Annotated in this window: 17 protein-coding genes; 1 reads left to right on the top strand and 16 read right to left on the bottom strand. The window is 32.8% G+C overall.

All coding sequences use genetic code 11. The features are described 5' to 3' along the window. Positions 1-32 precede the first annotated feature (32 nt). The 6 genes from EDD63_RS02225 to EDD63_RS02200 form a co-directional block, all read right to left on the bottom strand. The gene (locus tag EDD63_RS02225) at positions 33-521 is read right to left on the bottom strand and encodes a GNAT family N-acetyltransferase (protein WP_134168049.1); all 489 of its coding nucleotides are present in this window, start codon (positions 519-521) and stop codon (positions 33-35) included. 12 nt (positions 522-533) lie between these two features. After that, a complete protein-coding gene (locus EDD63_RS02220; RefSeq protein WP_134168047.1) occupies positions 534-962 on the bottom strand; it encodes a SufBD protein in 429 nt (142 codons plus the stop codon). Positions 963-973: 11 nt separating this feature from the next. After that, positions 974-1,414: a GNAT family N-acetyltransferase gene (locus EDD63_RS02215; protein WP_134168045.1), complete on the bottom strand. Its 441-nt coding sequence runs from the start codon at positions 1,412-1,414 to the stop codon at positions 974-976. 30 nt (positions 1,415-1,444) lie between these two features. Next, positions 1,445-1,873, bottom strand: coding sequence for an LbetaH domain-containing protein (locus EDD63_RS02210; RefSeq protein WP_208318287.1), 429 nt, complete (start codon positions 1,871-1,873; stop codon positions 1,445-1,447). 92 nt (positions 1,874-1,965) lie between these two features. Next, complete coding sequence (gene rpsO / locus EDD63_RS02205; protein WP_134168043.1) at positions 1,966-2,232, bottom strand: 30S ribosomal protein S15; 267 nt, start codon at positions 2,230-2,232, stop codon at positions 1,966-1,968. A gap of 92 nt (positions 2,233-2,324) precedes the next feature. Continuing rightward, entirely contained in the window at positions 2,325-3,356 is a 1,032-nt protein-coding gene (locus tag EDD63_RS02200; RefSeq protein WP_243833723.1) for a S1C family serine protease, read from the bottom strand. A gap of 270 nt (positions 3,357-3,626) precedes the next feature. On the opposite strand from EDD63_RS02200, the gene EDD63_RS02195 reads away from it, so the two are divergent. Continuing rightward, positions 3,627-4,046 (top strand): YjdF family protein, encoded by a 420-nt coding sequence (locus EDD63_RS02195; protein WP_134168042.1) that lies wholly within the window; start codon positions 3,627-3,629, stop codon positions 4,044-4,046. A 136-nt stretch (positions 4,047-4,182) separates the two neighbouring features. Here EDD63_RS02195 and EDD63_RS02190 read toward each other — a convergent pair whose 3' ends face one another. From EDD63_RS02190 to EDD63_RS02145, 10 genes are all read right to left on the bottom strand, one after another. Beyond that, a complete protein-coding gene (locus tag EDD63_RS02190; RefSeq protein WP_134168039.1) occupies positions 4,183-4,752 on the bottom strand; it encodes a hypothetical protein in 570 nt (189 codons plus the stop codon). A gap of 10 nt (positions 4,753-4,762) precedes the next feature. Continuing rightward, positions 4,763-6,220 (bottom strand): xylulokinase, encoded by a 1,458-nt coding sequence (locus EDD63_RS02185; RefSeq protein WP_134168037.1) that lies wholly within the window; start codon positions 6,218-6,220, stop codon positions 4,763-4,765. A 2-nt stretch (positions 6,221-6,222) separates the two neighbouring features. Then, complete coding sequence (locus tag EDD63_RS02180) at positions 6,223-7,269, bottom strand: zinc-dependent alcohol dehydrogenase (protein WP_134168035.1); 1,047 nt, start codon at positions 7,267-7,269, stop codon at positions 6,223-6,225. Positions 7,270-7,329: 60 nt separating this feature from the next. Beyond that, positions 7,330-8,157, bottom strand: a complete 828-nt coding sequence (locus EDD63_RS02175) for a PTS system mannose/fructose/sorbose family transporter subunit IID (RefSeq protein ID WP_134168033.1) — start codon at positions 8,155-8,157, stop codon at positions 7,330-7,332. A 1-nt stretch (position 8,158) separates the two neighbouring features. Then, positions 8,159-8,905 carry a PTS mannose/fructose/sorbose/N-acetylgalactosamine transporter subunit IIC gene (locus EDD63_RS02170; protein ID WP_134168032.1) on the bottom strand — a complete coding sequence of 249 codons (747 nt, stop codon included), beginning with the start codon at positions 8,903-8,905 and terminating at the stop codon, positions 8,159-8,161. Between the two features lie 18 nt (positions 8,906-8,923). Then, positions 8,924-9,400 (bottom strand): PTS sugar transporter subunit IIB, encoded by a 477-nt coding sequence (locus tag EDD63_RS02165; protein WP_134168029.1) that lies wholly within the window; start codon positions 9,398-9,400, stop codon positions 8,924-8,926. After that, positions 9,401-9,805 carry a PTS sugar transporter subunit IIA gene (locus EDD63_RS02160; protein WP_134168027.1) on the bottom strand — a complete coding sequence of 135 codons (405 nt, stop codon included), beginning with the start codon at positions 9,803-9,805 and terminating at the stop codon, positions 9,401-9,403. It lies immediately after the preceding gene. 112 nt (positions 9,806-9,917) lie between these two features. Next, on the bottom strand, positions 9,918-11,420 hold the full coding sequence (locus EDD63_RS02155; RefSeq protein WP_134168025.1) for a BglG family transcription antiterminator: 1,503 nt from the start codon (positions 11,418-11,420) through the stop codon (positions 9,918-9,920). 30 nt (positions 11,421-11,450) lie between these two features. Then, positions 11,451-11,858, bottom strand: a complete 408-nt coding sequence (locus EDD63_RS02150; RefSeq protein ID WP_134168023.1) for an HTH domain-containing protein — start codon at positions 11,856-11,858, stop codon at positions 11,451-11,453. A 20-nt stretch (positions 11,859-11,878) separates the two neighbouring features. Next, on the bottom strand, positions 11,879-12,712 hold the full coding sequence (locus EDD63_RS02145) for a class II aldolase (RefSeq protein WP_134168021.1): 834 nt from the start codon (positions 12,710-12,712) through the stop codon (positions 11,879-11,881). Positions 12,713-12,718 lie beyond the last annotated feature (6 nt).

The following is a 12,718-nucleotide window of genomic DNA, read 5'->3' as shown; positions in this document are numbered from 1 at the left end:
AAGGATTCCTGAGAAAGTATTTATATTACCATCTACTTTTGTTTAACGTAGCGACTACCACCAACATCAAGTAAGTCAAAACCACATGCCGTAAGTACATGCATGGAAGCAGTATTATTTGTATCAATGTCAGCAGTTATCACTTCTGCATTTGTATGCGTGAATATATACTTGGTAAGCACTTGGATCATTTGTTTTCCAAACCCTTTACCAAGAAAATCTTCTTCACCTATAAAGTAGTCAATCCCATAAGCATGACTTGTATCTAGAGATCCAAAATCTTCATCTTTACTATCAATGCATGCATAGTATTGGCAAAATCCAATGGGTTTGTTTTGATAGCTCAAAATAAAGTAAGTAATCCAGTTATATGTAGTATCTCTTTCATGGATTTCATGCATCCAGTCATCAATACTTACTCCTAAGTGTGGAATATCATACCACTTTTTTACATGCTCATTTTGTAACCACTTTTCAACTAACCTTACATCATTATCTGTGAGTTGTCGTAGTTCTAACATATCATTTGTCTCCTAAATTCCCTTTAATATTGTATCAATGTCTTTTTGAATCAATGGTCGAAGCGTATCTTTATACTTTGATAGATCCATTTGTTTTAATTTACATTCGACTTCTTCATGTAGTTCATCTTTATAAAGCAAGATTTGATTTATATGTGCAAGACATTGACGTACAGCAGTTCCTTTTTCATCATCTAATGCACTTAAAATCTTAGCAATATTTCTATTGATTTTGTCTTCTTTATCCCATGCTGCAAGATGACACAATAAACGAAAACCACGAATACGAATATAGGTATTCGAATCATCTAACATTTCCAAAAACGTATCAAAATATGGATACAACGCATCCGATTTCGCACATTCCAATTCTAACTCTAATAATGTTGCATAAGCTACCTTTGTATCTTTACTGTAGAGTTTTTCAATTTGTTGTTGCATATACGGTTCTCCTATTCAACTGTAAAACTTGTCCACTGTACTTGACTAAATTCCATCACATCTTCAGATTTCTTCATTCCAAATTTTTCATAGAATGGTATTGCATCTTGATTTGCCACTAGATAGATAGAAATATCATCTTTTGAACCAGCAAGTTCATGCGCTTGTTGCATCAATCGCTTTCCAATTCCTTGCTTTTCATAGTTGCGATCTACCCCTAAATCTGTGATAAATAACCAATATGCATAGTCTGTCAACCCAAACAGAACACCTACAATTAGTTGTTTCTCATTTCTAGCAACTAGGCTTATATCTGCTTGATTAACAAGTGTTTCAATTCTCTTTTCAAAACGTTCTTTTGGATACTGTGAACCTAAGTTTGTTCGTTTAAGAAAATCAATGTATTCTATAGCCGTTATTCGTTCTTCTTTAATTTGTATGTTTGATTTCATAATCTTTCCCTTTTTTTCAGTTATCTATATTTATAACTTTGTAATATCTCCTATATGCACTCCAGACATAATGATTGCCTCATAACCAATCCACACATCATTACCAATAACAATGTCACCCTTATGGTCCCAAGCGTTTGTTATATCCTTAACATCTAAATCCCATTCTTCAAAGAAGATTGGAAATGTATAGGTCGATAATGAATTGAGACTATGATTGGCACTATTGAATATAAATTTGGCTCCACACGCGATGGAACAAAACTTCCCTATTTTAAGTTGATCATGATTGATTGGGTATTGGTACAATACATTGCGATTTTCAAAATCTTTTGGATCATTAACAAAATCATTGTAAATTGTGAAGTCACCAATTTCTATGTTTGGATTTGTAATGACGCGATTTAAGTATACTGTTTGTTTATCATTTGAACGTGGATATATTTTTTTCTGATTCATATAGCTATCCTCACACTTTCTTTTATCATATCACAGTACCAATTTTTCAAATAAAAACAAAAAAACTGGAACGAATTCCAGCTTTAAATGAATTATTTACGTAATCCTAAACGTCCAATCAATGTAGTGTAACGTTGTAAGTCTTTGTTTTTTAAGTATTTAAGTAAATTACGACGTCTACCAACTTTTTGCATAAGTCCACGTTGTGAGTGAAAGTCATGTTTGTGTTCTTTCATGTGAACCGTTAAACGGTTGATTTCTTCAGTTAATACTGCAATTTGAACTTCTGGAGAACCTGTATCTCCTTCTTTCGTTGCATATTCTTTCATGATTGCTTGTTTTTCTGCTTTTAATAACATTTTATTACCTCCTATTTTCTTATGGTCGTTCAGTTCCAAGTAAGTGGTTGGAGTATCCAAAAACCTAGAATTAAACCTTGTTTATAATATCATTAGAACTGACTAGAGTCAACTACTTTATCGATAGTTTCAACAACTTTATTTACAGGGATTGCAAACCCAAGTCCTTCGATTTCATCCCCAGCTTTTTTAAGCGTTACAATTCCAATCAATTCACCTTTCGCATTGAATAACCCACCACCAGAGTTTCCTGGGTTAATCGCAGCACTTGTTTGTAGTAATTCCATTTCTACACCATCAACATTCATCGTACGTGAAGTAGAACTTAAAATCCCTTCAGTCACTGTTCCACCAAGTTCACCTAATGGATTTCCAATTGCTAGAACATCTTCTCCAGTAACCAGTTTATCACTGTCACCTAATACAACTGGATTTAAATCTTTTGCATCGATTTTCACAACCGCGATATCATCTGTTTCTGAGCCACCGACATAGGTTGCATCATACTCTTTTCCATCACTAAGTCTTACTTTACATGAACTTGCTCCACTAATAACGTGATAGTTTGTCACAATGTATCCATCTTCACTTAAGATTACTCCTGAACCAGCACCTTCAGTAACATAGTTACCATAGAATGGGTGTCTAGATACAACTTCAGTGGTAATTTCTACAACACTACTACTTGCTTTCTCAATTACCTTCGTTCGATCGGTTTCATTCTTCGATGTGTTTTCTGCTTTTACAAGTGTGATTCCCGAATCTTTACTTTCATCGAAGTGATTTGCAATATTGACTCCAGCAAAAGCACCACCTGTTGCTAATGCAAAAATAGCTAAACCAATTACAACATAACGTAAAATAGAACGTTTTGGTTTTTGTGGTGGAACTTGGCTTTCTGTATATTGCGTGTGATTTGCATTACCATTTCCACTTTCTGCATTCCATGTATATCGATTAAACTGATCATCTTGATGTGGCTGATATGAAAATCCACTCACATTGTGTTCATTATTCGCATTACGATTTACTTCGTTATTTGTGTTTTCTGTATGAGACATTTCATTATTTCCTTCTACATTTGAATTGTCTTTATTGAATTCATCATTATTAAAATTTTCCATCATCGACCTCCATAGTTACTATCCCAAATCATTGTGAAATGTAAATGAATAAAAGGGAAATGTTTATAAAAAATTATAAGAATAATTCTAAAATTTGTCTACTTATATGACATACGATACATTGATTTTACTGTATACATACGATACAATTTATGTAGCAACAAAGATAGAAACACGACCCGGCTGGTAGTCCGGGTGCAACCTAATTTGTCAGTAACCTGCCTCCTTGGCTGTCCATTCTTTGTGTTGAAAAAACAAGGAGGTTTTTATATGCAAAAAACACAAAGTACTTTTATAGTAGTATTTGATGCTCCCTATTGGGTTGGAATTTATGAACGTGTTATTGATGGTGACTTAGAAGTGTGCAAAATAACATTTGGAAAAGAACCAAAGGATTATGAAGTATATACCTATCTATTTGAACACTGGTATACTTTATCTTTTAGTCCGCAAGTACAAGCAACTAATCATACATCAAGAAAAGTAAATCCAAAACGAATGCAACGTTTAGTCAAAAAACAAATGCAAGAAAAAGGAATTACAACAAAAGCACAACAAGCACTAAAGGCACAACAAGAAGCGCGTATACAAGAGAAAAAGCACACAAAGAAAGTGCAAAAACAAGAGCAAAAACAACAACAGTTCAAACTTCGCCAACAAAAGAAAAAAGCAAAACATCGTGGTCACTAACAGAATGCAAGCAAATTCTAAATTAGCATTTCTAGATGATTTTCTAGTATAAACGAACACCACTCACAGTGATTGATAAGTGGCGTTCGTTTCATTATTAGATTTTTTATCATGTAATGTCAGACATTACACAAAATTATTTACAAGTTAAGTTTTTTAAATCATCCAATTCTTTTTTTATCTTTTTTGCAAAATCAAATGTTTTTTTGAATGCAAAACTGCTTATTCTAACGGAATTATTCAATATAATTATTTTGCGTAATTGATTCTCAAACTCGAATATTACTGCAATTTCATTAATAATTTTACTCGATTTTTCTTTCATCTGTTTCTCTAATTCAAAAAGATTACTCTTTGGTTTCGTTTCGATTGAAAACGAATGACAGTGATTAATGTCATACAATTCAGGTTTCTCACTTGATTTAACAACATTAATATTATTGGGAACACAAAACCTTTGTTTATCTTCATCAATTAAGATATAATTTCCAATCTTTTTTGTTACATTAAACTCTTTGAATGGATCGTAAGATTGATTTTTATTAGAAGCGTAAATACTGTAAAGTTCAGTTTTACTTCTATTTCGAATGGTTGTCTTAAATTGATTTGTTAAAATCGCATAACACTTTTTACATGCATAACCATCTTTGAATCGAAACTTTCTAAACTTCAATTGTTCTCGACAAAATTCACATGTTACTTTCATAACGTACCTTTCATTCCTTATCAAATTGCTTCATTATATTGTACATATGTAAGAATGCATCAAATTGCTTGTCATATAATTTGGCAATTTTACTATTTGGAAAAAACTTCTTTGATAGAATTCTCTCTTCTTTGTCAACAACATTATGATCATGTTCCCACGCAATTAAGCAAGCACCATAACATGGACTGGTTGCACCACAATATACTTCTATTTCACAATTTAAGACATGTGAAAGAACTTGCATCCAAACATCACTTTTAGAACCACCACCATTAACTTTTATTCGTTTAGGCATATTGCCTTGTAAAACTTCATGAATTAGCAATCGTGTAGCGTGTGATATTCCCTCAAATATAGCTAGTAACATATCAGAACGTTTTGTATTAAGATCTAAACCAATAAAACTTCCCCTTAAATTTGGATCTGCATAAACAGTTTTATCCCCATTCATATACGGAAAAAATCTTACTGTGTTTTTTCCAATTCTATCATCTGAGATTATATCTTGATCAATGGAAAGGTCATTAGATTGAATAATACGTTTTACCCACCATAAATGTGTTGCTCCTGCGGCTTGCAATGATCCTTGTACAATATTGCTAAATCGTTTACCATCTTTTGAAAATAATACATTTTTTCCTTTTCCACAAAACTCTTTATCATCTCTAGGCACAATAATTACTCCTGAAGTACCAAAAGACAGTAATGGCTCTTTATTTTTAATTATATCGCATGCAATTGCACTTGCTGGATTATCCCCAGTACCAACTCTTACTTTTGCATAACGATTTATTTTAAATTCACTAATCCATTCCTGAGTTAATGTTCCAACTTCATATCCGCTTGGATATACTTCACATAGTTTGTCTTCACTTATTTCTAATTTGTTTAGCATATATGAAGAGTAACACTTGTTGCTTATATCATATAGTGAACTTGTTGATGCATCACAGAAATCAGTACAAAATCGACCTGTAAGTTGATATGTTAAATAATCTTTGACACTACATACTTTCGATATTTGTTTATAGTTATTTGGTTCATTTTCTTTAACCCATAAAAGTGAAGTTGCCATACATCCAGTTGAAATGCTTTTAGATATAAACTGTGTTTGCACATTATCTGATAATTCTTCCTTCAACAATTGAACCTTATTTTTCATACGTGTATCATTCCACAAAATAGCTGGTCGAATTGAATTACCAACTTCATCAAGGAATACTGTAGTATGCATTTGACCAGTGATGCAAATTGACTCAATTTCAATAAGGTTAATTGTATTTGGGATTTCTAGAATCATTTTCTTTAGAGCTTCGAGATACTTCTTTGGATGAATTTCTTTGTATCCTTCTGTTGGATGATTGTATTCATAACTACAACTATTTTCGTAAAGTATTTCTTTTTTATTATTAATAATCATACACTTCATTGATGAAGTGCCTGCATCTATACCTAAATAATACATACTTAACTATTAAACTTCATAATAACCTTAAATGTGTCTGGTTTTAGTGCCTCTTGAAATGCTAAATCCACATCAGTAAAAGGTAACACTTTATGAATTAAAAATTCAGGATCTATGATTTTTTTGTCTAACATTAATACCGCTTGATTAAATGTAGGAACAGTCGGACTTACTGATCCAAGTATTTCAATTTCTTTTGAATGAACTCGCCCTGCATCAAGTGCTATTGGTGTATTTGGATGAATTGAACTAAACAACATACATCGTCCTCCTGGACATGTCATCTCGATAGCTTGTTGTGCAACTTTGGCAATCGAAGTTGTATCAAAAACTACTTCTGCACCTCGTCCGTCAGTTAGTTTTTTCACTTCATCAACTACATCATATTTTGTAGGGTCAAAAGCAGCGGTACATCCATAAGAAATGGCTAGTTTTCGTCTTGACTCATCAGGCTCACTTAAAAACACACGGGCTCCCTTTCGTTGTGCAACAAGTAGATGCAGCAATCCCATATAACCACCACCGATGATAACTACATCATCACCAAATTGAACATTACATTTATTCACACTGCTGATAACACACGCTAGTGGCTCAGTCATTGCCATTATTTCAAAAGGTACTTCATTTTCATAAATATAAACATCTCTTGCTTTAACTGCCACATATTCAGCAAATCCACCAAAACCTGAAATCCCACCTTCATTTTGAAATGTCTTGCTACTTGGAACATCTTCACATAGGTTTTCTTCATTTCTTTTACAAAAGTAACACTCTCCACAAGCAGGTATAATGTAAGCAACTGCTCTTTTTCCTATGGCAAATCTTTTTTTATTGACTTTAGATCCAACACTATGAATTACACCACTATACTCATGCCCTCCAATTCGAGGGAGTGAATAAATACTACCTCCCTTATAATCTCGAAGATCATTTGTACATATTCCACTTGCTTTTACTTCTATCAATACCTCATCATCTTGTAATATAGGTAACTCAACATCTTTTACTTTATAGTTATATGCTTTATCTAATACTAACGCTTTCATCTTTTCCTCCTAAAAACAATACAGATGTAAATAATTACATCTGTATTTTAATTATTTACTTTATGCAAGAATTCCCGTAACACCACCAACGATTGCAATCAATATGATAATTCCAATAATTTTTAGTGAAGAAACTCGTTTCTTTAATAACCAATAAACAAATAATGTAAACCCAAACGGTAAAATTTTTGGCATTAATGTGTCGAAAAACTGTGTTTGTAAATTAAACGTTGATGTTGAACTTACAATTTCTATACCTGTTTGCATCGAAACATAGTTCGCAATCAATCCACCCATTACAAGACAACCCATTACTTCTGCACCCTTAAGTATCTTTTTCAGTGTTCCTTTTTCAAGGAAATCCATTATTGCTTCACTTCCTGAGCGATATCCGAACATGAAGTTTGCATAACTTAGTGCATATGCTCCCACAATAATGGCAACTGCATAAATAATTGCACCTGCAACAGTTCCCCCTAATGTAATATCAATACAAATAGACAATAAGATAGGAATTACTACTCCTTGCCAAATAGTATCACCTACTCCTGCAAGTGGACCCATAAGTGAAGTCTTTATGCTTGTAATAAATTCTCCAGGAATATCTCCTCCCAAAGCTTTTTGTTCTTCCATGGCGATTGCCATCCCAATGATACAAGAACCAAATTCAATATGAACATTAAAGAATTCAATTTCACGTTTCATAACTTCTTTACGTTTTTCTGGTTCATTTTTATAAAACTTCTTAATAAGTGGTGCAAACACATGAGCGACAGATTGTCCCATCATTCTTTCATAGTTATAACAGCATTGTGGAAAGGTTTCCCAAATTAGAAATGACTTTAATAAATCCTTTTTTGATAACAACTTGTTTTTTTCATCAGCCATATTATTCACTCACCCTTTCTCTATCACTTAATTGTACGTATACAACTGCTACTAACCCAGCAATTACACCTAGTGGTAATAATCCTAATCCAGAGTATACGGCTAGTACAAATCCTAAGAATAAGAAGACTCTTGCCTCACCTTTAAAAATGTATTGCAAAGTAATTCCAATACCTAAAGCAGGCATCAATCCACCAATTATTTTAAAGACAGTCAAAATTGTTCCGCTCATTAACTCGATGAATCCACTAATGTATGACGCACCAAAATATGCTGCTAATGTACATGGAATAATTGTAATTACTGCTGCAAACAATTGTGGGAACAATACATTTGCACGCCAAATTTTATGATATTCCTCATTTTCTATATATCGATCTGCGATATGTACGAAGATTGAATCAAACGTCATTCGTAAATACCAAACAATTGTTCCTAAAATTCCAATTGGCACAGATAACGCTAGAGCTGTCTCAGCATCTAGATTTCCAGTAATTGCAAAAGCAACACCTAAAATACCTGCGAGCGCCATATCTGCTGGCATACTTCCTCCAGCTGACATAAACCCTAAATACACTAAGTTAATAGTTCCACCAACCATGGCTCCAGTCAATGGATCACCTAAGATAATCCCAGTGACAAAACCACATACGAGTGGTCTTTGTAGTGACCATAACCCAACAAATGGTAAATTACCAATTGCAAAATAGTATACGACACCACATAAAATAGCTTGTATAATTGACATAATATATCCTCTCTGTTTTTAAATATAACTTGTTACTTCAATAACTTTTTGCTCAGGAACAAGTTGGTAATAAACATGTACTCCTTTATTTGTTAAATTGCGGATAGACTCAATTTCTGAATCATCACATGCAACGTTTTTAATAAAAGGTTTTCGTTCATTTCGAATTCCCATTCCCCCAAGATTTACTTCTTTTAACTCAACTCCTTGGTCATGAAGTTTATCAAAAACAATTGGTGTTTTAGTAAGAATCATTACACGTTCTTTGCTATTCCCTTCTGCTTTAAGTGCATCTACTCCATCTGAAACAGAATAAATTTCGATTTTCACACCCGATGGAGCTAAAGCCTTTAACACACGTGTATTAAACATATCCTTTGCTACAATATCATCAATTACGATAATACAATTAACACTTAAGCTTGGTGTCCATACCGATACAACTTCTCCATGTATGAGTCGATCATCAACTCTAGCTAATACTATATTTCTCATCTAGTTTGCCTCCTTTAAACATTCCTTTACATCAATGATTGTATTATTTGCATTTGCAAGTAAAGACTTGCACAATTCTGCTGGCGTTATATCTTCATTCATTCTTGCCATTAACGCTTCTAGAATAAGTGGAAGATTCATACCTGTTATGTGATATATATCGTATTTACCCATAAGTGAAACTACTGCATTAAATGGACTTCCATGAAACAAGTCAGTAAAAAATACGATATTATCCATTTCTGATTTTAAAAACTCTGTCTCGATTTTATTTTTTAGGTCATTGATGTCATCTTCTGGATACAATCCAAAGGACACTAGATTCTCTTGTTGCCCAGCAATCATTTGTGAACTCTCTACCAGTCCCTTTGCAAAAGAACCATGTGATACCAAAATAAACTTCATTCATTTCTCCTTTCGTAAGTTATAAACTTGTTAAGCGCTTACATATAGTTTCTAACCTGCTTATAACCTACCACATTATTTTCTTCTCTTATTTTTATTTTATTTCGTATAGTTAGCGCAATTCACTAAACCAATCACGTAATGATTTTTGTAGTACATTAATGAAATTGTCATAACTTAACTCGCTTATTACTCCATCTAAAAATGTGCGATCAGAAATCATTCGTGATACATAACTCCATATTTTGAAGGCTTGCGCATTATTCTTTTCAACGCACACAAGCAATACCATTCTGACTAAATTTTTATCTTCATCCCACTCTATTGGCTTATCTAATAAAGCAACACTAATAAATGAATCATTAGACACCGCATGCATCGGATGTGGTATCGCAACATAATTTCCAAAAAAAGTGCTACCTAATTCCTCACGAATCATGACCTCCTCATATAAGTTTTCAATATCAAACTCATGTTCAGCGCGTTTACTCATAACTTCTAGGATTTCGTGTCTTGATGTGAATTTACCTTTTATAAACAGTTCCTCTTTAAACATCTCCGTTACATCGTCAATGCTTTTGAACCCTTCTATGTAAACTTTCAATCGATAATAATCTCTTTTATTCGGAAATGAACTGATATATAAAGCCACTCCTTTTTCATATAATTCATTCTTCTCAGTCGTGAGTATAATATTATATAAATCAAGATGAACCTCGGAAAATTCATGCATTGTTAGAAAATCAATTTTCCCTACATCGTTTGGAAACCATTGACGAAGTACTTGTTCAAGTAGAAAAGATTCACTTCTTTTTACCGAGGAAATTACAAGTACACTATTCACCTCTTTTGTCTTTTCTACATTCAATAAACCACTATTAAAGTAAATTGCGAAAAAAGCTATTTCATCATCATTAATACGTTTGTTGTATTTTTTCTGTAAAAGATATCCGAAATATGTCCCAATTTCAAAGGCAAGTGGTGACATTTGCTTTATATGAAACAATAATTCATTTTTCAGCTGTAGATCGTATTTGATTCTTGTAATTAATGGAACACAATGTAATGCTAAAGATATCCTTAAATCTACATTATCAATTAAATCAATATTGAATTCTTCTTTTATCGTCACCAAAGCATCAAATATAAAATCATTTAATTCCTTGGTGATATAGCTTTGATTATCATGATCTCCTTTACTATTAAGCGTAACAGCAAAGTAATTGACTTCCACATCTCTAACATCCAATTGAAATTTTGATTGGAGAATATCGAAAAACTGTCTAGCAATCATCTTTTCTTTCTCAAAATCATCTCCAATAATTGAATTGATCTCATCTTCTAAATAAAAACCATGCGCAATTCTTTTTACTGAGATATTTGTTAGGATTATAAGATTCTGCAATTCCACATCGGATATTTTATATTGTTGATCAACAAGAACGTCGACAAGTACCTTTTTTATCGTATTAATACGCTGCTCATCACCTAGAATTAAACGATCTTGTTCAAATGTACCAGTAAAATACAAGTCCTTATCCAACAAGCACATTCGTTTGTCTTTTTCTAATCCTTTTACCCATATTTCATAATGAGATTTTTTTATTAATTTCAAGCTATATCTTGACAATACGGTCGACACTTCTTATAAATCCTTTAATATCGTTGACTTTGAAACAAATACAGAATCTGCCAATGCCTGTAAACTTAGTGGTTGTCGTTGACGTAAAAGCTTTAATAACAACTTATTAATTCGACCTTGTTGATAGGCTAATGAGTTCCCATCAATCGTTGTCTCAGCATGATCAATGAAGTCATCAAATGCATCACGATCATGTACAACTAATTTTGTTCCCTTTGATGTTGCTGAATCTAGTGTAGCAAAATCTAATTTAGCTAATTCCTTCTTCAGTTGCTTCATGTCGTTTTGTATTGTTCGATGACTAACATTCATTGTATTAACAAAATCATTCGCTGAAAAATATTCATTAGGATGTTGCTTGAATATCTTTAAAATATCTAGTTGTCGTTTTGTTAGTATTTCTTGTGTCATACGGAATCAACCCCTCTTTTTTATTGATTAATAATCGTAACAAGCTCCTTTGCTTTATTTCGAACGTTTTTTGTTGCTTTCGTGCTTAATCCGAATAAATTTGCTTCGTTATGATTTAACTCATAAGCTTTACCGAACGTTTGAATGTATGCTTTGCGTAAATCAGAACCATAATTCACTTTTATTAGATTAAATTGCTTCATTTTGCGAATTACATCAAAATCAATCCCTGACCCACCATGCAACACTAATGGCACCGGCGAAACTTTTGCAATTTCTTCTAACAAATGCAAATCTATTTTGGGTGTTGCTTCAAGTCCATGAACATTCCCTACTGAAACAGCAAGCAAATCACAACCTGAGCGCTCTACAAAATCTTTCACTAATTCTGGATCAGTTTTACAATCTGCTTCATTAACATCATCATCCTCTTTTCCAGAAATTGCTCCTAATTCTGCTTCAACAGGAATTCCATATAAATGACAATAATCAGTACACCTGCGAACTTCCTTAATATTCTCCTCATATTCTAAATGTGAAGCATCAATCATAATAGATGTAAAACCTGCATCAACACATGCTTTTACATCTTCATAACTTTTTCCATGATCTAAATGTAAACCAATTGGTACATTAGAATTTGTTAATGCATATCTTGTTATGTCAGCAATAACTTGTGGACTTGATAGTTGTAAGTTATTTGATGATATTTGAACTAAACCTGGTAAATTTGCATCATTTAACCCTTGAACGATTGCTATAGTCGTCTCTAAATTCGTAGTATTAAAAGCAGGTAATAAGAGTCTCCTCTCCTGTGCATAGTTTATTACGGAAAAACCATTTACAATTTTCATTTTTCT

This window comes from Breznakia blatticola, from assembly GCF_004365815.1.
Classification (GTDB): domain Bacteria; phylum Bacillota_I; class Bacilli_A; order Erysipelotrichales; family Erysipelotrichaceae; genus Breznakia; species Breznakia blatticola.
The sequence above is the reverse complement of the archived record's forward strand: the minus strand, read 5'-3'. Positions and strand labels throughout refer to the sequence as shown.

Excerpts from the sequence above, each read along its gene's own strand:
- rpsO (WP_134168043.1), bottom strand. The coding sequence starts at position 2,232 with ATGTTATTAAAAGCAGAAAAACAAGCAATCATGAAAGAATATGCAACG.
- EDD63_RS02220 (WP_134168047.1), bottom strand. The coding sequence starts at position 962 with ATGCAACAACAAATTGAAAAACTCTACAGTAAAGATACAAAGGTAGCT.
- EDD63_RS02175 (WP_134168033.1), bottom strand. The coding sequence starts at position 8,157 with ATGGCTGATGAAAAAAACAAGTTGTTATCAAAAAAGGATTTATTAAAG.
- EDD63_RS02225 (WP_134168049.1), bottom strand. The coding sequence starts at position 521 with ATGTTAGAACTACGACAACTCACAGATAATGATGTAAGGTTAGTTGAA.
- EDD63_RS02160 (WP_134168027.1), bottom strand. The coding sequence starts at position 9,805 with ATGAAGTTTATTTTGGTATCACATGGTTCTTTTGCAAAGGGACTGGTA.
- EDD63_RS02215 (WP_134168045.1), bottom strand. The coding sequence starts at position 1,414 with ATGAAATCAAACATACAAATTAAAGAAGAACGAATAACGGCTATAGAA.
- EDD63_RS02170 (WP_134168032.1), bottom strand. The coding sequence starts at position 8,905 with ATGTCAATTATACAAGCTATTTTATGTGGTGTCGTATACTATTTTGCA.
- EDD63_RS02150 (WP_134168023.1), bottom strand. The coding sequence starts at position 11,858 with ATGACACAAGAAATACTAACAAAACGACAACTAGATATTTTAAAGATA.
- EDD63_RS02200 (WP_243833723.1), bottom strand. The coding sequence starts at position 3,356 with ATGGAAAATTTTAATAATGATGAATTCAATAAAGACAATTCAAATGTA.
- EDD63_RS02190 (WP_134168039.1), bottom strand. The coding sequence starts at position 4,752 with ATGAAAGTAACATGTGAATTTTGTCGAGAACAATTGAAGTTTAGAAAG.
- EDD63_RS02210 (WP_208318287.1), bottom strand. The coding sequence starts at position 1,873 with ATGAATCAGAAAAAAATATATCCACGTTCAAATGATAAACAAACAGTA.
- EDD63_RS02195 (WP_134168042.1), top strand. The coding sequence starts at position 3,627 with ATGCAAAAAACACAAAGTACTTTTATAGTAGTATTTGATGCTCCCTAT.
- EDD63_RS02185 (WP_134168037.1), bottom strand. The coding sequence starts at position 6,220 with ATGTATTATTTAGGTATAGATGCAGGCACTTCATCAATGAAGTGTATG.
- EDD63_RS02165 (WP_134168029.1), bottom strand. The coding sequence starts at position 9,400 with ATGAGAAATATAGTATTAGCTAGAGTTGATGATCGACTCATACATGGA.
- EDD63_RS02145 (WP_134168021.1), bottom strand. The coding sequence starts at position 12,712 with ATGAAAATTGTAAATGGTTTTTCCGTAATAAACTATGCACAGGAGAGG.
- EDD63_RS02180 (WP_134168035.1), bottom strand. The coding sequence starts at position 7,269 with ATGAAAGCGTTAGTATTAGATAAAGCATATAACTATAAAGTAAAAGAT.